18 protein-coding genes are annotated in these 21,281 nt (G+C 42.7%); 4 read left to right on the top strand and 14 right to left on the bottom strand.

Annotation, left to right across the window (positions count from 1 at the left end; all coding sequences use genetic code 11):
* The first annotated feature begins 37 nt into the window (after positions 1-37).
* Entirely contained in the window at positions 38-973 is a 936-nt protein-coding gene (locus tag ACYH0L_RS05370; RefSeq protein ID WP_482354416.1) for an anti protein, read from the top strand.
* A 300-nt stretch (positions 974-1,273) separates the two neighbouring features.
* On the top strand, positions 1,274-2,131 hold the full coding sequence (locus tag ACYH0L_RS05365; protein WP_099728861.1) for a GNAT family N-acetyltransferase: 858 nt from the start codon (positions 1,274-1,276) through the stop codon (positions 2,129-2,131).
* 217 nt (positions 2,132-2,348) lie between these two features.
* Here ACYH0L_RS05365 and ACYH0L_RS05360 read toward each other — a convergent pair whose 3' ends face one another.
* Genes ACYH0L_RS05360 through ACYH0L_RS05335 form a run of 6 tightly spaced genes read right to left on the bottom strand, consistent with a single transcriptional unit; the run spans position 2,349 to position 10,659 of the window.
* Positions 2,349-4,163 (bottom strand): IucA/IucC family protein, encoded by a 1,815-nt coding sequence (locus ACYH0L_RS05360; RefSeq protein WP_230030926.1) that lies wholly within the window; start codon positions 4,161-4,163, stop codon positions 2,349-2,351.
* 13 nt (positions 4,164-4,176) lie between these two features.
* Positions 4,177-5,526 (bottom strand): lysine N(6)-hydroxylase/L-ornithine N(5)-oxygenase family protein, encoded by a 1,350-nt coding sequence (locus ACYH0L_RS05355; RefSeq protein WP_230030927.1) that lies wholly within the window; start codon positions 5,524-5,526, stop codon positions 4,177-4,179.
* A complete protein-coding gene (locus ACYH0L_RS05350; RefSeq protein ID WP_099728163.1) occupies positions 5,501-6,055 on the bottom strand; it encodes a GNAT family N-acetyltransferase in 555 nt (184 codons plus the stop codon). The genes ACYH0L_RS05355 and ACYH0L_RS05350 overlap by 26 nt, the downstream gene beginning before the upstream one ends.
* Complete coding sequence (locus ACYH0L_RS05345; protein WP_230030928.1) at positions 6,052-7,833, bottom strand: IucA/IucC family protein; 1,782 nt, start codon at positions 7,831-7,833, stop codon at positions 6,052-6,054. Before ACYH0L_RS05345 ends, ACYH0L_RS05350 begins: the two co-directional genes overlap by 4 nt.
* The gene (locus ACYH0L_RS05340; RefSeq protein WP_230030929.1) at positions 7,830-9,326 is read right to left on the bottom strand and encodes a pyridoxal phosphate-dependent decarboxylase family protein; all 1,497 of its coding nucleotides are present in this window, start codon (positions 9,324-9,326) and stop codon (positions 7,830-7,832) included. Before ACYH0L_RS05340 ends, ACYH0L_RS05345 begins: the two co-directional genes overlap by 4 nt.
* Positions 9,313-10,659, bottom strand: a complete 1,347-nt coding sequence (locus ACYH0L_RS05335) for an aspartate aminotransferase family protein (protein ID WP_230030930.1) — start codon at positions 10,657-10,659, stop codon at positions 9,313-9,315. The genes ACYH0L_RS05340 and ACYH0L_RS05335 overlap by 14 nt, the downstream gene beginning before the upstream one ends.
* Positions 10,660-11,040: 381 nt before the next feature.
* Here ACYH0L_RS05335 and ACYH0L_RS05330 point away from each other — a divergent pair, with 381 nt between their 5' ends.
* Entirely contained in the window at positions 11,041-11,577 is a 537-nt protein-coding gene (locus ACYH0L_RS05330) for a serine O-acetyltransferase (RefSeq protein ID WP_230030931.1), read from the top strand.
* On the opposite strand, the gene ACYH0L_RS05325 is transcribed toward ACYH0L_RS05330, so the two are convergent.
* From ACYH0L_RS05325 to ACYH0L_RS05310, 4 genes are all read right to left on the bottom strand, one after another.
* On the bottom strand, positions 11,572-11,829 hold the full coding sequence (locus ACYH0L_RS05325; protein ID WP_099728158.1) for a hypothetical protein: 258 nt from the start codon (positions 11,827-11,829) through the stop codon (positions 11,572-11,574). The two genes, ACYH0L_RS05330 and ACYH0L_RS05325, sit on opposite strands and share 6 nt — an antisense overlap.
* Positions 11,830-11,866: 37 nt before the next feature.
* Positions 11,867-12,124: a hypothetical protein gene (locus ACYH0L_RS05320; RefSeq protein ID WP_099728170.1), complete on the bottom strand. Its 258-nt coding sequence runs from the start codon at positions 12,122-12,124 to the stop codon at positions 11,867-11,869.
* A gap of 77 nt (positions 12,125-12,201) precedes the next feature.
* Positions 12,202-12,762 carry a GNAT family N-acetyltransferase gene (locus tag ACYH0L_RS05315; protein WP_230030932.1) on the bottom strand — a complete coding sequence of 187 codons (561 nt, stop codon included), beginning with the start codon at positions 12,760-12,762 and terminating at the stop codon, positions 12,202-12,204.
* Positions 12,763-12,776: 14 nt separating this feature from the next.
* Complete coding sequence (locus tag ACYH0L_RS05310) at positions 12,777-13,643, bottom strand: AraC family transcriptional regulator (RefSeq protein ID WP_256499657.1); 867 nt, start codon at positions 13,641-13,643, stop codon at positions 12,777-12,779.
* Positions 13,644-13,756: 113 nt separating this feature from the next.
* Between ACYH0L_RS05310 and ACYH0L_RS05305 the strand changes: the two genes are divergently transcribed.
* Positions 13,757-15,133 (top strand): MATE family efflux transporter, encoded by a 1,377-nt coding sequence (locus ACYH0L_RS05305; protein ID WP_099728155.1) that lies wholly within the window; start codon positions 13,757-13,759, stop codon positions 15,131-15,133.
* 221 nt (positions 15,134-15,354) lie between these two features.
* On the opposite strand, the gene ACYH0L_RS05300 is transcribed toward ACYH0L_RS05305, so the two are convergent.
* From ACYH0L_RS05300 to asnB, 4 genes are all read right to left on the bottom strand, one after another.
* Positions 15,355-16,194: a phytoene/squalene synthase family protein gene (locus ACYH0L_RS05300; RefSeq protein ID WP_099728154.1), complete on the bottom strand. Its 840-nt coding sequence runs from the start codon at positions 16,192-16,194 to the stop codon at positions 15,355-15,357.
* A complete protein-coding gene (locus tag ACYH0L_RS05295; RefSeq protein ID WP_327925068.1) occupies positions 16,187-17,662 on the bottom strand; it encodes a phytoene desaturase family protein in 1,476 nt (491 codons plus the stop codon). Before ACYH0L_RS05295 ends, ACYH0L_RS05300 begins: the two co-directional genes overlap by 8 nt.
* Complete coding sequence (locus ACYH0L_RS05290; protein WP_327925070.1) at positions 17,659-19,176, bottom strand: phytoene desaturase family protein; 1,518 nt, start codon at positions 19,174-19,176, stop codon at positions 17,659-17,661. The genes ACYH0L_RS05295 and ACYH0L_RS05290 overlap by 4 nt, the downstream gene beginning before the upstream one ends.
* A gap of 147 nt (positions 19,177-19,323) precedes the next feature.
* Complete coding sequence (gene asnB / locus ACYH0L_RS05285; RefSeq protein WP_327925104.1) at positions 19,324-21,165, bottom strand: asparagine synthase (glutamine-hydrolyzing); 1,842 nt, start codon at positions 21,163-21,165, stop codon at positions 19,324-19,326.
* Positions 21,166-21,281: the final 116 nt, after the last annotated feature.

Here is a 21,281-nt window from a genome sequence, read left to right as displayed (position 1 = left end):
CAAATGAAAGTCATTCACTTAAAAGGAGATGTTTGTCATGTTCAAAAAGAAAATGGGGATTTTACTGCTTACCGGCCTCTTCATCGCTACACCTCTCTTTCAATCACCTGCACAAGCAAGTGAAGCCTCTACGAAACAAACAAAATATTATACAGAAGAATTAGAGCACCTGTACCCTGACAGTGATTATGCAAACAATGATACGATGGAAAAAGCTCAATTCTTACAGCATTCCCTTCATCTGAGTAAAACGTATTTATATCATGAGGGCAGTATCTCTTCTATGGATGACATCGATTTTTACCGTTTCACCAGCTCCAAATTTGATGGAGCAGATGGCCGCTTTTCTATTAAACTCGTGAATGTGAAGTCTGGAAATGATTTCGACCTCTACCTTTACAATAAGAACGGGTCACTTGTGTCTTCCTCTGTGCGGACAAACAACCAAAACGAGATCATTCATATGCCGAAAATTGCCGCCAGCACTGATTACTACCTAGCCGTTAAACCAAAACGATTATTAAATGAAGAAGATAACATGTATCGTATTGTGTTTGATAAAAGCATTGAAAAAGGCACAACCAAACGATATGGATCACCTGCCACACTTAACAGCTTCAATGAATCCGGTTCTCCAAATTCTTCTTTTGATTTAAGCAGCTTGCCTCAGGATGCCGTTGTGACTGGTCTTTCCTTAGAGGCTGAAAAAGGCAGTACAAACGCACACAATTATGTATTCACCGTTTCTTCCTTAAAAGGCGGGACAGTGAACGTAGCTTGGAATGGACAAAAAGTGGACATCTCTTCTTATAGAACAAGTCAGGTTCCGGCAAAAGATCGCTTTTTTGTGTCTTTCAATGCGACAGAGGTTCCTCAGTTGATTGGTGGACGATTAATCAAAGTGGGCGTTGTGTCGATTAAAAACTTGCAGCTCACCTTTGAATATGAATACAACCGTGACCTGAATTATTAATCCGACAAAAAGGAAAAGGAGCCCCCTTTTCCTTTCAGATTGTTGACAAAGGGCTAAAATGATCTTGATTTTAGCCCTTTGTCTTCTTTTCAGCGTGATAGAAAACCTTTGTAGTCTAGGAAGGACGAGTACCGGAGCGGAGCGAATTTGAGATTCGTGAGCACCGGCACGCAGGACTGACACCGAATGCGAGGGTTTGTCTACACGCTGAAAGGAAAAGGAGCCCCCTTTTCCTTTTTCTTATGACTTCTTATGGTACGATACAGATAGATCAATTCAGCTAAGAAGGAGTTGCGTGTATTGGCAAACGTTATTCAACGATCATTAACACTTGGTGACATACCAGATCTCATCGCACTGTCAAAAGAGGTAGACTGGCCTGATTACAATGCAGAAGAACTCACATCTCTTTTAACAAATGGACATTTTACAGGTTTTACAACAACTGACGGACAAGTGATCTCATGTGCAGGACTTTTCCAATATGACAGAGTCGCGTCAATTGGGGCTGTCATTGTATCGGAGACACATCGCGGCTTAGGCCTTGCACGTAAAATGATTGACACCTTGCTTCGTCAAAGTGATCAGAGCGTTCCTGTCGTTTTAACGGCTACTGCACAGGGGCAGCCGGTTTACGAAAAGATCGGGTTTCACACGGCCGGTTACATTCATACATACAAAGCACAGAAAACAAACCCTTCGGCACTTCGCGTGTCAGGTAAGATCGACCTTTCTCCTGCTGGTGAAACGCACCTTCCGTCCATTGAAGCACTTGACGAGAAAGGTGCAGGCACCAATCGAGCAAGCTTTTTAAAAAAACGAATGGAACGAGCAGCGTTCCGGCTGATCGCAAAGGATGAACATCACGAAATAACCGGCTTTGCCTTTGGCGTCGAAACGCCAGCCAATCTGATGATTGGCCCGCTTGCAGCAAACGATGAACAAACGGCGCTTTCACTCATCCAATCGCTCATCTCATCTTATTCTGGTGCCATTCGTTTAGATATGCAGGAGGAAACAGCTGAGCGCCTGCATACATCACTTATAGAAGCAGGGTTTACGAAAACAAACAAAGCGCATTTTATGATGATTCGCGGAAAAGAAAAGCAGAACGATCCGGCGCTTCTTTATTTCCTTGCTTCTCAAGCATTTTCTTAAAAAACCAAAAAGCTGTAGACAAAGGATGTCTACAGCTCAGATTGTTGACAAAGGGCTAAAATAAACTCATTTTAGCCCTTTGTCTTCTTTTCAGCGTGATAGAAAACCTTTGCAGTCTAGGAAGGACGAGTACAGGAGTAGAGCGAATTTGACATTCGTGAGCACCGGCACGCAGGACTGACACCGAATGCGAGGGTTTGTCTACAGCTTTTCTTTTTTACTTCTCGCCAACGGATGAAAGAACATGAGCGAGTGCATTTGTGACCTTCCCATGCTCTGACGCATGCGGCCGGTCGTCTCCATCTCCATAGCCATAATCAATCATTCGATTACGGTTTAAGCAAAGCTTTGTCAACTGAGGCTGGAATAGATCAAATAATTCAAAACGGTCCTTTAGCTGCGGGAATTGCTCTTGATAATGCTGAATTTCTTCTGCAAGCAAGCGCCAAAGAGTGGTTTCATCTAACAGCTGATGATTGTCTAACACGTTTGATACGTAACGCAGGTTACAAATAAACAATCCTGTAAAGATAAATTGTACTAGACCTTCCGGCGGCTCACTGCGCAGCACTTCTTTTAACTCTTCTTCTAGTGAAGCTAATTCAGGCAGCGGCTGATCACTAATGTTCACATCGTCAACGAAATCTTTGATCGCCAAACGATGCGGCCGATGATCTTTTAACACAAGAATCGTATTTTGCCCGTGCGGTGAAAAGACTGTACCGTATTGATACATAAAATGCAGCAGCGGCGGCATCACGACATGGAAAAATTTCGCCATCCATTCTTTTGCTGAGAGACCTGATTTTTCAATGAGCTGTTTAATATACGGCTCTCCTTCATGATCCTCATAAGTGAGTGCCGCAAGTGTAACAGGGCACTCCCCTTCATCTAAGTACGTATAAATGCTTTCTCTAAAAATCACACCGAGCATTTCAAGATATTGATACGGCGCACCAGACAATTTGCTGTAGTATGGATGATCGACATTGATACTTGCATTCTCACCTGGTAAAATCACGCGGCATACGTCAGATAAAAATGAGTCTTGATCAGCAATCCCTTTAATATGCGCTGTAATACGAGGGGCGATGACTGTACGTTCTGACGGAAGTCCTCGGTACACAAGTGTATTTAAAATACTCATTGGCAGTTTAATATGATGCTTACCTTTATTTGAAATGTTCGTAAAGGTTCTGATCGACTGCTGCGGAATATATTGATCAAGCCCCTCTCCTACATACACAATGCGGCGCATGGCCAAATCTTCTGGGAAATGCTGAATAATCATATGAGTCCACTGCCACTTATGAACAGGCATCATATAATAATCAGCCGCATTCAGCCCTTCATCCTTTAAGACGCGGTGAAACTGACGAATGGTCACTTCATCTAATTCTTTTGCGATCACTTGTTCATAGTTTTCATGTTCAACCGCATGGAATGTCGCAAGTTCTTTGTGAACAGCAATCCAAGACAGCTGCACACTTTCTTGCCTTTCAGGTGCATAGGCTAAGTAATCATCGTAACTGAATCCAATGCGCCCTTTGTTATACACAATCCAAGGATGCCCTGTCATTTCTCCTTCGATCCAGGCGTAATCTGTATCTGTCAGTTCATCCGCACGAAGTGCTTTTTTCGACAGCAAATGAACATCTGCGAGCAGGGTATGATGAAGCTCTTTGATCAGATGGCCTGTTGTGTCAGAAGACATTGGAATGATCGGCTGGATGTCCAGTAAAAACACAATGGCACTGACATCCTTTGTCCATTTCCCGTCTTGACAGCACTCGATCGATTCAGCGATCGTATCATAACTATCAAACAAACGAGGTTTTGCGAGATAGCGATATTTCTTATGTTCATGAATGATTAATTCATATTGAGCGATGCCATCCTTACGATCTAGCTGAACGGGATGAAGCATGTCCTCATACATGTATTCAGACAGCATTTTTGCCACCATTCGCTGGTTTGCCTTTTTCCAAGCAGCAGGATTCACCGCTTTTTTCAATTCATCTTGTACACTCATCGCTTCATCCTCCTTAACCTTTGATTTCTTCAAATGTGTTTGCGTTCTTGTGTGTACCAAATGTCTGGAAGACGTGCTTTTGATATAGTGGATACACGGTTTTTCGGGCAAGTTCATTGATAATCACACTGTTTCGGTAAGCCCCAAGCCCTAAATCTGGTGCGCCGACCCCATGTGTATGAAGCTCTGCATTTTGCACAAAAATATCATTTTCACCCATTGTGTTTGTTTTCAGGCGATATTCACGTTCAACTTGGAATCGTCCTTGATCATCCCACTCAATGTGGTGGGCAATCGGATCAATGAACGGCGGCAATACCGATTGGTAGCCAGTCGCCAAGACGACAATATCCGTCTCATGAGTAAAGGATTCCTCTTTTATCCATTGAGAGCAGGAAATCGACAAGCCATCCGCTGTTTCCTCAATCAAGTTGACCTCGGTCATCGCTTGCAGCACCGTGTTCAACTGTTCTCCGCAGGCAGAACGTTCATAAAGCAAGTGATAAATATCACGGATCATCGCAGAGCTGATGCCTTTATACAGCAAGTCTTGCTGCTTTAATAACGCGTCTTTTTTTGTTTGCGGAAGCTCATAAAAGAAATCAATATAGTCTGGAGAAAAATACTCAAGTCCAAGGTTTGAATATTCCATTGGGAAAAACCCTTTAGACCGTGTGAACCAGTGAATATCCTTCGCCTCATCATCTGATAAAATGTCATAAAACACTTCTGCCGCACTTTGACCAGAGCCGATGACCGTCACAGACTTTCCTTTGAAACAGCCTTCTTTCTTGCGTTTTAAATAGTCAGCAGAATGAAACACCTTATCTCCTAAAGCTGGCTGGAGCGATGCTGGTATCGCCGGCTGCGTGCCAATTCCTAAGACGAGGTGCTTACTTTCAAACACCTCTACGGTTTGATCTTTCACATGACGGACATGCACTTCATATCGCTTTTCTCCTGCCTTCTCGATCAATGAGACAGATTCAACATTCATACCAAACCGGCAAGAGTCTAATTGGTCAGCGACCCAGCGGCAATAATGACTGTATTCCTTGCGCGGGATATGGAAGTCCTCTAGGAAGTAAAATGAATACAAACGGTTTTGCTCCTGCAAATAGTTGAGAAAGCTATATTTACTTTTCACATCTGCCATGCTGACAAGGTCCGCTAAAAATGGGACTTGAAGTGTCGTCCCTTCAATGAGCATACCTGGATGCCAATGAAAGGCTTCACTTCTTTCAAAAAACAAAGCGTCAATTTCATTTACTTCTTCAGATAGTGCGGCAAGCCCTAGGTTAAATGGGCCAATGCCAATCCCAATTACATCCACTACATTATTTTGCTTGTTGAACCACGTCATGGTTATACTTCCTTTCAAATCGATCTCGATCACAAAACATCAAAAGCCCTGTTTTATCAGGTAAAGTAACTGGTTTTACACGTTCAAAGCCGCATTTTTCAAATACATGAATCATTTTTTCATTGCGAATATCCGGTTCAGCAACAATTTTTTCTGTTCTTTTGTTCTGCTCAAATTGAAATGCTGTCATCGCCTGAAGCAGCGGCGCAGCAAATCCTTTTCCGACATAATCTGGCTCCCCTATTAACAGATGAATTCCTTGATCATGCGGAGAAGGCTGATAGTAGGATTCAATCACATCACCTTTGACGTTGTATGCCTCAAAATAACTCATCGGCGTCCCGTCAATGGTTCCTAAATAAAGGGTCTGATGCGGATCATGAATCGCCTGATAAAAATGCTTTTCAAAAGCAGGAAACGGAATATTCAAATGCCAAAATGGGTGAACGTACTCTTCTTGCATCCACTTATGGACAAGCCGGACGTCCCTTTCATATTCAGCGCGAATGAACTTAATACGATGCCTCATCCAATCAGCGCCTCCTTATGTAAAAAGAGCGGATTCAATACAGATGTGTATCGAGACTGTGTTTCCAGAGACCCCGTCAGCTCATCCATATCTTCAAACCTTGTCAGCAAATTCGCTTTTGAAGGCAGTTCCTTTGAGCGGAGAAGGCTGTTTGTCAGGTCAGATGCACCATATTTCTCTTCATGAGCGAGCAATGTGTCTCTAACAAGTGCCAGCAAAACCTCTTCCTTTGCCAGCCCCTCTGTGCCAAAGCCGTTAATGAGACCAAATAAATGATTAAAGAAGAAATAATAACGCAGTCTCTCAACGGCAACATCATCAGCACAAATGGTTTCACTTCTGACGCTCAAGTTTTGGACAAGATTTGCGAGTTTATCCTTTTTCGATTCACTATAATAGTAGCCTTGGTTATCACGATAATAGAATGTGTCTGGATAACCAGCCTTCAGCTGTACGACAGCATTTTGCTGATGTGCTTCCAGCGCAAGACCATACGTTTCAAACAGCCAGAGCATCGGCTCTAACGAAATGGTTAAATATTGTCTAAACCAATCTTGGCTGACAGCCTCCGTTGACCGGCCTTCTGCGTCTGCAAGTTCATGAATGATCCCTGCTAATCGCGATTTTCCTCCATACGCATGATCCTGGCATAGCCCAGCAATTAAGCTTGCCCCTTTTTCATGATGCAAAAATGGATTTTGACGAATGACCACTTCAAAGCCAGATTCAGCCTCATCTCCTTGAATGGATAGATACGCTGGATCTTCAATCACCCGGAATCCAGAGAATTTGTCATATAAAGAAACGCCCAATTCAGTTTTTAAAATGCGAGACATCTCAACTCCGCGATCAAGTTCCTTTTGTTTGTTCACACGTAAGGAGTTCGTAATTTTCACAGGAACAGAGAATTTGAGCATGTAAGCAGAGTCCTTTTGATAAACGGTTCTAAACGAAGAGGTCGCTGTGTATTCAGACCCTAGCGGCCCTAAATAAGTCAGTTTCCCTCCATCCACATAACGCTTTACGAACGCTTTCTCCATGACCACTTTGACTTGTAGCGGGTGGATCGGAATGAGGACATATTCTCCGTCTTCTGTTAATGTATGCAGTCTCTCTTTTTCTTCTGGCACCTGGCGTGAGAGCTCCTCTAGCATGAGGTTTGCGGCAGACTGTGAAATAGAAGAATCCTGAAGCACGATAGAATGGTGCGCTTTAAAGTAATGAAGCTGGAAAGACCCTTTCAGCTCAGGAGAATAAACCGCTTCCTCCTCTTCTGTCATTCCCTGTCTGCTCTTTGGTGTAGGATGCGTTAAATGTCCAAGGAGAAGTGACTGCTCCGCCTCAATATACTCAAAATCAGCTTGAGAAAGAGCCGTTCGATCACTTTCTCTCTCTTTTAAGAATCGTTCAATATTCCGGCAGCTTAAAATGATGCGAAGCATGAATTCATCCTCTGCATCTGTCCGGCCATATTCAATGAGAAGCTCCTTAGAACATAAAGCAACAAGTGTTGTGTAATCGACAATCGTGCCTTCTTGTTCACTACCTTGCGGGCGAAAGCGAATCGGAAAATCAAATAGATGACGGCCTACAGGTGAAAAATATCGGATCGGAATCACAAGCTCAAGATCTTGCTTTGCTAGTTTTGCCACGAATACAAGTGAGCCATCTACTTTGGTCTCTTTTTTTGCAGATCGATCGATTCCTGTTTCACGTAAAAAACAGTTTAAAAAGCTTTGCATGGTTGCATTTTCAGCCATTTGTTTATATTGACTCAACGTAGTACCCTCCCGGATTGAATATGAGCGATCCCGATATCAATGATGTCAGAAAGGATTTCCTCAATATGTGTGATTGTCGTTCTCGGATTTAACAAAGTGAATTTCAAGCATGTTTGACCATCAACCACTGTTTTTGCAACGACAGCAGTACCTGTTTGGAATAATGTCCGGTGAATGATCTTATTGATGTCATCCTCTCGATGATCATCTATAAATCGAAACACAACCGCATTGATCTCTGGCTCAGGATTGATCACCTCAAGGTGAGCATTTGTTTCAATGAGCGCAGCCACATCCTTCGCAAAAAGGATCGTATGGTCTATGATGTCGCCAAACCCTTCTTCTCCAATAAGACGAAGTGAGAGAAGTAATTTCAGTGCGTCAAATCGGCGCGTTGTTTGGACAGATTTATTCACGAGATGTAGAATTCCTTCCAGCTCATCTTCCTTTGGATTGAGATAATCTGCATGATAATCAATCAAACCAAAATGTCTTTTATCCTTTAGCAAAAATGCCCCGCAGGAGATCGGCTGATAAAATTGTTTATGAAAGTCGATCGTGATCGAATCAGCAAGCTCAATACCGTCTAATTTACTTCGGTAGGTTTCGCTTAACACAAGTGCTCCGCCATATGCAGCATCTGCATGAATCCACAGGCCGTATGGCTTGACGATGTCATACACATCTCGAACCGGATCAATACTGCCAAAATCAGTTGTCCCGCAAGTCGCCACTACCGCAAATGGCAGCAGATCACGCTCCTTTAACTCAACCAGCTTCTGCTTCAAATCATTGAGGTCCATTCGGTGATGCTCATCGGTCTCTACCAGTACGACTGCCTGTTCCCCTAAACCTAGCTGGGATGCTGATTTTTTCACAGTGAAATGAGCATTCTTAGAGCAGAGAATCCGCATACGGTGAGCTTCGCTCGGTAAACCTTTCTGCTGAACATTCCATTGCCATGTGTTTTCGCAAAATGCATCTCTCGCAAGCAGCAGTCCCATATAGTTAGATTGGGTTCCGCCGCTCGTAAATGTCCCATCTGCTAGATCTCCATAAGAAAACTTCGCACACAGCCACTTTAGGATTTCCTCCTCCACCAAAGAAGCAATGCCGCTTTGGTCAAAGGAATCCATCGATTGGTTAAAGGAACTTACCATCACCTCTGCTGCAAGTGCAGGAATGAGGGGCGGGCAATGAAGATGTGCCAAGCATTTAGGATGTGACACATCAACCAAATGAGGCAAAAGGTGTTCTTTTATATCTCGAAAGACAGAATCAATTGATTCACCAGACGGTTGAAATTGAAATAACGATTCGACACTAGCCGCTAATTTCCCAGGCAATATTCCGCTGTACGGTCCTGTGTCTTTTTGCCACTGGGCCAGTAAGCTGTCGATGGATGTATGGAGAGCCGCTTGGAAGGACTCTCTCCCAAGCTGGCTTTGATTAATAAATAATGAATCAACAGAAGGCTTAGTTGATTGCATCGTAAACTGCCTCTTTAAAAATAGCGATGACTTTTTCAAGCTGTTCTTCTGTCATGATCAATGGTGGTAAGAATCGAATTACACTTCCGAAACGGCCTCCTGTCTCCACAATTAAGCCTTTATCGAAGCAATTCTTTTGAATGATACTGGCTAGCTCTGGATTCGCTGGATAGCTTCCGTCCACATCCTGTTTCTCATTTGGATTGACGACTTCAACGCCAATCATTAAACCTCTTCCACGTACATCACCGAGTGCAGGCACTTGTTTTTGGATGTCTTTTAGATGAGCCTGCATACGATCACCTAATTGGTCTACATGATCAAGCAGATTGGATTCTTTTATAAATTTAAGCGTAGCGGTTCCAGCAGCCATCGCCATTTGATTTCCTCTAAATGTGCCAATATGTGCTCCTGGATTCCATTGATCCAAGTCTTTATCATAAATCACAACTGAAAGCGGCAGACTTCCACCAATTGCTTTTGATAATACAATGACATCTGGCACTATTCCTGCATGTTCAAAGGCAAACATCTTCCCTGTTCTGCCAATGCCTGATTGAACCTCATCGATAATGAGCGGAATTCTTTTTTCTTTTGTGATTCGTCTCATTTCTTTCATCCATTCAATGGATGCTGGTATTGAGCCGCCCTCGCCTTGCACGGCTTCAAAGATCATACCTGCAGGCGGAAGAATGCCGCTTTCAGGGTCATTTAATACACGCTCAATATAAGAGCTGGAAATGCGGTGCGAATCTTTACCACCAATCCCAAATGGGCAGCGGTATTCATATGGATAAGGCAGGAAATGAACATCTGGCATTAAACCTTGCACTCTTTCCTTTGGAGATAAGTTGCCGCTTAATGACATCGTGCCATGTGTCGCACCATGATAAGCCCCGTGGAAGGAGAGAATCGAACGATTTCCTGTCGCTGTCTTGACTAATTTAATGGCTGCTTCTATCGCATCACCACCAGTAGGTCCACAAAATTGGATTTTCGCTCTTTTTGCAAACTCCTCTGGCAAGTGAGAAAAAATCTCATTCACAAATTCTTCTTTAATTTCTGAGGTTATGTCCAACGTATGCAATGGTCTTTTTTCATGAAGCATACGTTCAATAGCTTCTATAACAACAGGATGATTGTGACCAAGTGCAAGTGTTCCTGCGCCTGCCAGGCAGTCATAAAACTCTCTGCCATCCGCATCTGTCACGATCATACCTTCGGCTTTTTGCATGGCTAATGGGAACCGTCTCGGATAAGACCTTGCATTAGATTCTCTTTGATTTTGCTGCTCTAAAAACTGCTGATTTTTAGAAACGGTTTTGATGGACATAATAAAACACTCCTCCAATTGATAAAGATTATCATTTTCATTTACTAGACTAGAGGATATGCGATATGAAAGTCAATTGTATTCAAAAAGATGATTCGAAAATCATATGAATGCAATATTTTCTTTTTTACGGGTATTTTCGTGTATCTTTTACAAACATCTACTGCCGTAAGGAGATGAACGCTTGATCGTGAAAATGTTGAAAAAAATGACAAATCATTCTTCCTGGTTCTTTTGTTCTACTCGTCACTGAGTGCTTATTTTATACAGAAAGCTGGATGAAATGAATGTAGAAAAAAAGCAATAACACAATTTTTTATTGATATAAATGGTTTTAATGGTATAATTTCTCTGAAACGAAAGGGAATCGAGGGAGATCTGATGATTGTAACGAAGCATGATCTTCACCACTACTTGTCACAGGATAAGAAAGCATTAGCCATCACGCACAGAAGACCAAAGTGGTTTGGGGATGATATATGGAAATATCAGAGGTATTTACGAAAATATGAATACTATACAAATAGCGGAGCCACATTACGCAAATGGTTTTACCGCTATTTACATAAAAAGAAAGGCATGCAGCTTGGCTTTGATATTCCGATTGGCGTCTTTGGCCCTGGGCTCAGAATCAATCATACTGGTCTTTTGATTGTGAACAAGCATGCAAAAATCGGGGCATTTTGTGATATTCATCAAGGGGTGAATATCGGTCAAAACCATCATGAAAATGATGTCCCAACCATCGGAGATCATGTATGGATTGGCCCTGGTGCTAAGCTGTTTGGAAACATCTATATTGCGAATCATATTTCAATTGGAGCAAATGCAGTGGTGAATCGTTCCTTTCATGAAGAGCAGATGATCATTGCAGGTGTGCCTGCTCAAAAGGTAAAAGAAAAAAGCCCTTCTTCATGAAGGACTCTGATAAAAAAGAATCATACCGATCAAAACAGAGATCAGCAGCATGAGGTAAAACAAGATGGTTAAAATGAGAATCGTCCAGCCGAGTCCCTTCCTTTCTGTCTTGATCAAGTAAATACCAAGAACGATTGTACTAAATAGCACGCCTAAAATGGCCCACAGCCATTTGTCTTTGCCATGCTTTGGCGCATCAAACCATAAATAAATGGCAACAGCAAGTGATACGAATAAACCCGTAATTCTCAAGATTCAAACACCCCCTTATGTACACGCGTGCTCTCTATTATGCATTTGAGTATCCAATGATCAGCAATAAGAAGTAAAAGACATAGACTAGAATGAAAATAGAATAGATGATAATGGACACGATCAGAACCGTCCAGCCCAATCCTTTTCTTTCTGTTTTGATGAGGTATACTCCAAGTGTAAAGAGCCCGAATAAAAGGCCTAAAATGGCCCAAAGCCATTTATTCTTCCCATGTTTAGGCGCATCTACAAATAGATAAATGGCCACTATAATCGACACAAACCATCCGGTCATCCAGCGCAACTCATTCGCCACCCTTCTTTTTTAGTTTATTCAATTATACGCTACTTTTGTCCTAAAAATAAAAATAATTATTCAGTGGTATGGCGCGGGAGGCTTTGCCATTCCTCTCTCAGCATCCCGTAACGCATAGAATCATAATACTCTCCTTGGTAGTAACGGACCTTTCGCAGTCTTCCCTCAAGGGTAAACCCGCATTTCTCCGCGCACCGCATCATGCGTTCATTACCAGACCAGGTGGTGAGACCGATTCGCGGGATATTAATGTATGAAAATAGCTCATCTATCCATAGACTTAACGCCTTTGTTCCAACTCCTCCATTCCAAAAGCGTGAGTCATAAATAAGAATCCCGCATTCAAGCCAGCGTGTTCGTTCATTCTCCCAATAATAAGAAACGGTGCCCTTCATTTCGCCACCTATGACAATGCCATATAGCTTTGGCGGAATGGCGTCATCCTGTACGTATCGTTTCTTAAATGCAGCAAGCGGGATCTCGTGTTCATGAAAATAAGGTGCATTCCACTTTCGATAGGACTGGTCTGGTGCTTTAAATTTCAAATGCCACACCACCTCTAAATCAGTTTCGTCTAATGGGCGTATGCTCACAAACTCCTCTTTTCTCCCTTTCATCATTTCACGTTCCTTTACTTTGTCGTTCTTCTTGCTAGATGACGGTATTGGATAGGCGGCATGCCTTCATTTTGCCGAAACAGCTTAGAAAAATAAGTAGGGTCGTCAATACCTACACGTTCTGCAATGGCCGCTATTTTTTCATTCGTTGAGGCAAGCAGGCTTTTGGCTTTTTCGATTTTGAGACGATTGATGTACTGGTTAGGAGTCAGTCCATATACCGTCTGCATGCATCGTGTGATGTAATCAGGATGATAATGAAGCTTCTCTGCCAGCTGCTTCATTTGTAATTTTTTCATAAAATGGCGCTCGAGATAGTGAACCACTTCTGATGCGACGGTCTCCTTTGCACTTGGAATATGAAATGCTTCTTTTTGTAAATGAATGAGCAGCTCCTCAAATTGAAGCTGTTTTTTTAACGGAAGTTCAGACGCGTCATCATTCAACGCCCTCATAGCTGAAAGGTGCTTCTCTAACACGCTTCTTCCTTTCACTTTTCCTTGACGTGGCAGGCTAAATTCATATTTTGCGGGTTTTTCAAAGGTGGCTTGATTTTGTTTCATATCAAACCAGTGTTCTCTCGGCCGGTTCGTAAACTCAAATGGATCAATTGAGAAATGCAGCCACTCATAATGGGTTTCTTCTTCGCATGGCAGATGTCCACCGTGAGACAGGCCGGGTGATAGAATGATATATTCTCCTTCTTTTACGTGATGAGCCGCCTCATCCTCTGTTATCCATAGTTTACCTTTTGTGACATAGAGAAGATCAAATACAGTGAAGATTCTAGAGATATGTCTTTCTCCTTGATGAAATATGCCTTTGCCTGAAGCAATATAAACCGGAAACGGCGGTACAGTAAATGTAATAAATAGATCCATATTCATCCCCTTATGAAGTCGGATTTCTCCAATAAGTTTCGGTTTCATCTCTTCTTATTATAGTCGAAGCAAGGTACACTATAAATCGGATTTATACGAAAGGGGGCTATGTGATGAAACCTCAAGCACTGTCATTTCAAAAGATTCAAGCCAAAAGTGAAAGATCCCACCCTTCATTATTTGCGTTAACTTGGCCTATTTTTATCGAAATCTCTTTATATATGCTCATGGGAAGTGCGGATACACTCATGCTGAGCCAATACTCTGATAACAGCGTTGCCGCAGTAGGTGTAAGCAACCAGCTGCTAAATTTATTGATTGTCATGTTCAGCTTCATTACAACAGGTACGACGATTGTAATTGCTCAGCTTTTAGGAGCGAGCCGCGAGCAGGAAGCGGCTCAAGTCGCCTATGTTTCACTAGGAACCAACTTCCTGATTAGCTTTGTCATTAGTCTCCTCATGTTTGTGTTAGCTGTTCCAATCTTACACATGGTGGGGTTATCAAGTGAGCTGATGCCAGATGCAACGGTCTTTTTACAAATTGTCGGCCTGCTTTCTTTTATTCAAGCGCTCATTATGACCTATAGTGCTATTTTAAAAAGCTATGGATATACAAGAGACACGATGTATGTCACCATCGGAATGAACTTGTTAAACGTTGCCGGTAATTATTTCGTCATTTTCGGTCCGTTTGGCTTCCCAGTGTTAGGTGTAATGGGTGTTGCCCTTTCAACCTCACTTGCTCGGTTCATCGGATTAATAGCGATGATCCTGATTGTTCGCCGCCGAATTGGGTTACGGTTTTCACTGAAGAACATGTTTCATATCCAGCGGACGCATTTAAAAAAGCTGCTAAAAATCGGGATTCCTTCTGCTGGCGAGCAGCTCTCTTATAACGGTTCTCAGATGGTCATTACGCTGTTTATTACATTTATGGGAACGCAGGCACTAGCAGCAAAAGTATATACTCAGAACTTGATGATGTTCATTATGTTGTTTGGTGCAGCCATTAGCCAAGGGACTCAAATTTTAATCGGACGCCATATTGGGGCGAAAGAATTCGATGCTGCCTATCGCAGGTGCATGAAAAGTTTATACTGGGCCATTGCCGTCTCCCTTCTTTCTTCCATTGCTTTATCTTTATCATCGACGCATTTGCTTGCTTTTTTCACTAGCAACAGCGAGATCATTCAAATCGCCGGCCTACTCCTCCTATTGACGATCATTTTAGAACCTGGACGTTCTTTTAATATGGTCATCATTAACTCCTTGCGGGCTGCTGGTGACGCGAAGTTTCCTGTGTATATGGCGATGATTTCAATGTGGGGGATCGGGCTTCCGATCGCTTATATATTAGGCATTCAGCTTGAGATGGGCCTGATTGGGGTTTGGATTTCTTTTATCGTGGATGAATGGGTAAGAGGCATCTTCATGTATAGGCGGTGGCGTTCAAAGGTATGGACGGAGTATCGTTTTTCTTCCACATAAAAAGGACTGTGGGTGCAGTCCATTCAGATTGTTGACAAAGAGCTAAAATGATCTTTATTTTAGCTCTTTGTCTTCTTTTCAGCGTGATAGAAAACCTTTAACAAGTAACGGAGCGGAGCAATTTTGACATGCGTGAGCACCGGAGCGCACACCTGACACAGAATGCGGGGGTTTGTCTTTGTCTACACGCTAAAAGGACTGCGGGTGCAGTCCTTTTTCCATTACGTAATATCTTCTAAAATAAGTGCTTTTTCCTGATTTGAAAGAAATGATCGCTGCGTAAAGACGCGGTATTCATTTTCTCTAGTTTTATCTAAAATGGCCTTATAAAAGTGAGCAGCTGCTTTCACCGGCATACGTGAATAAAGCGGAAATTCATGAAGATGGTCAAAAAATTCCTCGTAATACGCCTCTGCCTCAAAAGCAATGTACTCCCATACGTGCTTGAATGCTTGATTGATCACACCTTCTTGCAATTCTTGCTCTGTATACCCAAATTGATCCATCACTTGCTTAGGCAAATAAATGCGATTTCTTTCAGCTGCATCCTCACCAATATCACGAAGGATGTTGGTGAGCTGCATGCCAATCCCTAACGAAATGGCTGCTTCTTTTAGTTGTTCCTTTTTACGCGGCGCAATAATCGGAAGCAGCATGAGTCCAACTGTACTCGCTACATGATAGGAATAGATGAGCAGTTCATCTAACGTTTCATATCTATGCTGCTCTAAATCCATCTCCTGTCCTTGGAGCAGGTCACGGAACGGGGCTTCATCCATACGAAATTCTTGAAATGTATGCTCTAGCGCCACCCACATCGGATCATTCCGGTCTACCTCACCATGTAAGAATCGATCAAACGCCTCCCGAAAGGATGTTAACTCCTCTTTTGGTGAAGGAGACTCATCTACAATGTCATCCGCTTTCCGGCAAAAGGAATAAACAGCCCAAACTGCCTGTCTTTTCTTTTTAGGCAGCATAGAAAAGGCGCGATAAAACGTTTTTGAATGGGTTTGAATGGTCTCCTCACATACTTTCAATGCTGTTTGCACATCAACCACTTAGCTTCACTTCCTTTCTGTCGTTCAAATCTTTTAGTAGCACAGAAGCCATGAGCTTCGCACTTTGCATGACGATCGGTACCCCGCCGCCAGGATGGATGGAGGCACCTACCGCATAAAGATTGTCTGTCTCTGCCACCTTCACTTGCGGGCGAAAGACGCCTGATTGAAACAAATTAGGCGCAAGTCCAAAGCTGCCTCCCTCAAACAATCCTTCTCGCATTGAATCATTTGGTGTTCTTACCTTTTTCCATACAATCGACTCTCGCAATTGCGGAAAGCCTCTTTTCTCAAGACGTTTCAGCATGTTTTCCACAAAGTCTGTCTCCTCTTCCCAGTTGATGTGATCTCCTGAAGGAACAGGAATGAGCATATACAAAACGCTGCAGCCTGCTGGGGCAAGAGATGGATCAATGATGGATGGATTAAATGTATAAAATGACGGGTCTTGAGGGACTGTTTTCGTTTGAAAGACCTCTTTCATATGCTGATCAAAGTGTTCTCCCATAAAAAATTGATGAACAGGTGCTTCATGGTACACCTTATTTAAACCGAGATACACCATCACGCAGCCAGAGGATGGAACGTATTTACGCCGGTCTTGCTCATCTAACCCAAGCTGTTTTAACGCCGCTGGATAATCCCCGTTGATTACAAAGGCATCAGCTGCTATGTTTTCATCATTTACTTTTGCCTTGACCGCCTGTTTCCCCTCAAACTCCAATTGCGCTATTTCTTCATTTCGTCTTACATGCACACCCTTCACTATGAGTTGTCTCTCCAATATATCTACTAAACTGGCATATCCGCCTTTTAAATAGTAGATTCCGTGGGCGTGCTCACTATATGAAACAAGCGAATAAATAGCAGATGCTTCATACGGATTTCCTCCGACATAGAGGGTTTGAAGTGCGTATGCATCTCGCAGGCGTTCATCTGAGAAATATTTTTTTAGAGCGCTTTGAACCGTACGGTACGCTTTTAATTTCATTAAAATCTTTATATTTGCTTTTGTAAAAAATGTACGTTTTTCATGAAACGATTTTTCTAGAAAAGCTTGCTGCCCTTCTTGAAACCGATTCGTCATGTCTTCCATAAATTTCAGAAACCCTTGATCTTCCTTTGGAAATACACGTCTGATTTCATCTAACTGGCGCAGTGAATCAGAGTACTTCGTGTAGGATGTTCCATCCTGATATTGGATCGTGTACAGCGGATCAAGCTGCAAGAGATCAAGAGATGTTTCGTCAATTCCTACCTCATGTAAAATGCCTTTTAACATATCAGGAAGTAGGACAATGGTCGGACCTTCATCTACTTTATATCCTTTCTCACGTACAAAAGCAAGTCTCCCGCCAAGCCGTTCATTTTTTTCGACAAGGGTGACATCATGTCCAGCTTTTTTTAAATAGAGCGCTGAGATCATTCCGCCAATACCGCCACCTGCAATCAATATATGTTTCTTCATGAGGCGCTCCCCTTTTCGTGATGAGGTATCGTTTTGTGCGTATGTTTCTCTTTTGAAAGAATCGCATTTGTCGTGATGCGTGCTGATTCTAAAATGGTCGGCAATCCGCTTCCTGGGTGCGTTCCTCCTCCAACGAGCCAGCAGTGCTTCAATTCGTCAAATTCATTGTGCGGCCTTAGCACCATCATTTGCGTAAGTTGATGGCCAAGGTTAAATGTAGCTCCTTCATATACGTAAAGGTCTTCCTCCCAATGCTTCGGGGTGATCATCCGCTCGACTTCTATATGCTGTCTAATATTGTTAAAGCCGGTTTTCCGCTCCAGTGTGTCCAGCACAAGTTCTCTGAATTCATCTTGATGCGCTTCCCAGTCAATACCGCTTTGATTATTGGCAACGGGTGCCAGCACATAAAGAGCTGACTTTCCTTTTGGCGCAAGCGAGTCATCTGTTATACTTGCATTTTGAATATAAATGGACGGGTCATCTGGCAGCTCATACGTTTTCGTAATTCCTTTGACGAATTTAGCGTAATCATCGGAAAAAACAATGGTATGATGCGGCTCATCATAAATTGTATCTAATCCTAAATAAAGCATAAAGGTGGAGCATGAGAATTTTTTCTTTTTCAATTTTTTCTCACTATATTTCTTTAAGAGACCTGGCTCTACCAGCTTTGTCATCACATGTGCAAAGTCTCCATTTACGACAACCTCATCTGCCTGTACTTCTTCCCCAGATTCTAAGCGAATGCCCTTTACTTTCCTGCCTTCAGTGAGCAGCTTTTCGACGCCAGATGACAGATGAATGGCTGCTCCAGATTCAATTGCCGCCTTTGCCATCGCTTCTGACAGCTGATTCACGCCGCCTTTCGGATGGAAAACGCCTGTATCATGCTCCATAAACGAAAGGATCGAGAACGCTCCAGGGCATTCCCAAGGTGACATTCCTAAATACTTTGATTGAAACGTAAATGCGTATTTCACCGATTCATTCGAGAAATAGTCTGAGAGCACATCATATAAACTCTTATTTAACGAGAGCTGTGGAAGTGCTCTTATCACCTTCGGACGCAAATAGTGATGAAAACGGTCCATTTTACTTTGTAAAATTGGCGTAAGGCGGTCCATTTTGCGCTTTGTATCGTTCATAAAGCGTACATACCCTTCGCCCTCACCACGTGCAAAGGCTTCTAACCGTTTGTACATCTCGTCTCGATCTCGAATCATATCAAGCTGCTCGTCTTGAAAGATTAGTCTATACATTTCTTTTAATTCAATGACATCGATATAGTCATAAAGATTTTTGCCAGCAAAGGTGAACAGCTCCTCTGCAATATGAATCATGCTGAGAAAGGTAGGACCTGTATCAAACGTGAAATCACCAAGTTGAAACTTAGAGTTACGTCCGCCAACAAAGGGCTGTTTTTCGTATACATGAACGTCATGTCCTTTGCTTTGCAGCATCATCGCTGCCGCAAGTCCCCCTGGTCCTGCTCCGATCACAATGATTTTCATTATCCTTTTTCCTCCAAATTAATTCACTTTAAGTTAATTATACAAATTAGAAAGGTTAGATCAACTTTCGATGTGCTCTAAAAGTCTCTTGCTATGTATCAAAAAAGCCGGCTTCCTTTCAACAAGTGCAAGAAAGCCGACCCTTTATTACGCGTCTATATCAATTCGATATGTTTCAAACCAATGATGAATCTGCGCCAGATGGGCGATTAGCTGCGGACCTTTCATGAGCTGGCCATACCAAGGCACTTGAAAGGAAGCCCCTTCGGTTTCAATCAGCTGTTTCAATTGGTGTGGATCTAAAAATTCATGAAGCACAGAATCTTTTTGCGCAAGGCAATCTGTTAACATCTCTTTCACAGCCTGGGTATAGGCTGGATGATGCGTTTTCGGGTAAGGACTCTTCTTGCGATAAAGCACTTCATTCGGTAAAATTCCCTCTAATGCTTTTCGCAAAACCCCTTTTTCACGATTTCCATGCATTTTCATTTCCCAAGGAATATTCCAAACATATTCGACAAGGCGATGATCTGCAAATGGCACACGCACCTCAAGGCTCGCGCCCATACTCATTCGATCTTTTCGATCTAGCAGCGTTGTCATGAACCAGATCATATTTAAGTAAAAAAGTTCTCTCCGGGCTTTATCTACTCCAGTTTCTCCATCTAAAAGAGGTGTTTCTGCCACGGTTTCTTCATATTTGCTGTGCGCATATTCCTTCAGTGATAGTTTCTTTTGCCACGAGTCTTGAAGAAGCTGCGTGCGGGCTTCAGTCGATCTCATCCAAGGAAAACCATTCGTTTCATTTGCCATATGAAACCACGGATAGCCTCCAAATATTTCATCAGCACATTCACCTGAAAGGCCGACAACGAAATCCTTTTTCATTTCTCGGCAGAACCAAAGTAAGGATGAATCAATATCTGCCATGCCCGGTAAATCTCGAACTTCAACTGCTTCCTTCAAATAAGAAGCCAGTTCCTTTTGGCCGATGACACAGCTGTGGTGATTCGTTTGAAATGCTTTGGTCATTTGATCAATCCAAGGGCCGTCAGCATTCGGCTGGAATTGACTTGCCTCAAAGAATTGATCATTTCCTTCGTAGTCAATGGAATACGTATGAAGCGGCGCTTTCCCTATTTTCTCAAAGTGCTTGGCGGCAATGGCGGTTATGGCACTAGAATCAACGCCACCAGATAGAAATGTACAAACAGGCACATCAGAGACGAGCTGTCTTGTGACAGCATCTGTAAAGAGATGTTTGACGTGCTGAGCGGTGTCATCAAGTGAGTCTGTATGCTGCTCGCTTTTGACATTCCAGTACCTCCACACACGCAGGCCATCTTTTGAAAAGGTCAAAGCATGTGCAGGTCTCAGCTCTTTTACACCTTTAAATACCCCTTGCCCTGGTGTTCTAGACGGTCCTAAGCCAAAGATCTCTGATAACCCCTCATGATCGACTTTTGCTTTCATATCAGGGTGAGCAAGAAGTGCTTTGATCTCTGAACCAAATAAAAAGGAATGATGACGTTCTGTATAGAAAAATGGCTTGACACCAAGCCGGTCTCTCCCTGCAAATAATAATTCACGCTCACTATCCCAGATCACAAATGCAAAAATACCATTAAAATGGGTGACACACTCTTCCTTCCATTCTGTGTAAGCGTGAAGAAGAACCTCTGTATCAGAATGCCCAAGAAAGCGGTGCCCCTTTTTTAATAATTCTCTTCTTATATCCTCCGTGTTATAGAGCTCTCCATTGTATACAACCGTATAATCATGGTTTTGATGTGTATATGTCATCGGCTGCTTTCCGCCTTCTACATCTACAACCGCTAACCTTTTATGCCCGAAAAGCACATGCTCACTTTTCCACGTATTTGTATCATCTGGCCCTCTTTTAGATAATGTCTCTGTCATTTGATTGATTACATGATCCTGTTGGATGAGCTGCTTTTTAAAGTCTGCCCAGCCTGTTATTCCACACATCATCATCAGCTCCCATCCGTTTTTCATCAAGTGTTCTCTTTCAGCCTTTCTTAGTTTATGCATCGTCTCCTTGATAGTTGATTTGTCCTTTTTTTCCGGCGTATAGGACAAGCATC

Source organism: Bacillus sp. MC1252, assembly GCF_056838025.1.
The sequence above is the reverse complement of the archived record's forward strand: the minus strand, read 5'-3'. Positions and strand labels throughout refer to the sequence as shown.

What these genes read in the sequence shown, in the direction of transcription:
- ACYH0L_RS05370 (WP_482354416.1), top strand. Translation starts at nt 38, where the DNA reads ATGTTCAAAAAGAAAATGGGGATTTTACTGCTTACCGGCCTCTTCATC.
- ACYH0L_RS05360 (WP_230030926.1), bottom strand. Translation starts at nt 4,163, where the DNA reads ATGAGTGTACAAGATGAATTGAAAAAAGCGGTGAATCCTGCTGCTTGG.
- ACYH0L_RS05355 (WP_230030927.1), bottom strand. Translation starts at nt 5,526, where the DNA reads ATGACGTGGTTCAACAAGCAAAATAATGTAGTGGATGTAATTGGGATT.
- ACYH0L_RS05350 (WP_099728163.1), bottom strand. Translation starts at nt 6,055, where the DNA reads ATGAGGCATCGTATTAAGTTCATTCGCGCTGAATATGAAAGGGACGTC.
- ACYH0L_RS05340 (WP_230030929.1), bottom strand. Translation starts at nt 9,326, where the DNA reads ATGCAATCAACTAAGCCTTCTGTTGATTCATTATTTATTAATCAAAGC.
- ACYH0L_RS05335 (WP_230030930.1), bottom strand. Translation starts at nt 10,659, where the DNA reads ATGTCCATCAAAACCGTTTCTAAAAATCAGCAGTTTTTAGAGCAGCAA.
- ACYH0L_RS05330 (WP_230030931.1), top strand. Translation starts at nt 11,041, where the DNA reads ATGATTGTAACGAAGCATGATCTTCACCACTACTTGTCACAGGATAAG.
- ACYH0L_RS05320 (WP_099728170.1), bottom strand. Translation starts at nt 12,124, where the DNA reads ATGACCGGATGGTTTGTGTCGATTATAGTGGCCATTTATCTATTTGTA.
- ACYH0L_RS05315 (WP_230030932.1), bottom strand. Translation starts at nt 12,762, where the DNA reads ATGAAAGGGAGAAAAGAGGAGTTTGTGAGCATACGCCCATTAGACGAA.
- ACYH0L_RS05310 (WP_256499657.1), bottom strand. Translation starts at nt 13,643, where the DNA reads ATGGATCTATTTATTACATTTACTGTACCGCCGTTTCCGGTTTATATT.
- ACYH0L_RS05305 (WP_099728155.1), top strand. Translation starts at nt 13,757, where the DNA reads ATGAAACCTCAAGCACTGTCATTTCAAAAGATTCAAGCCAAAAGTGAA.
- ACYH0L_RS05295 (WP_327925068.1), bottom strand. Translation starts at nt 17,662, where the DNA reads ATGAAGAAACATATATTGATTGCAGGTGGCGGTATTGGCGGAATGATC.
- ACYH0L_RS05290 (WP_327925070.1), bottom strand. Translation starts at nt 19,176, where the DNA reads ATGAAAATCATTGTGATCGGAGCAGGACCAGGGGGACTTGCGGCAGCG.
- asnB (WP_327925104.1), bottom strand. Translation starts at nt 21,165, where the DNA reads ATGTGTGGAATAACAGGCTGGGCAGACTTTAAAAAGCAGCTCATCCAA.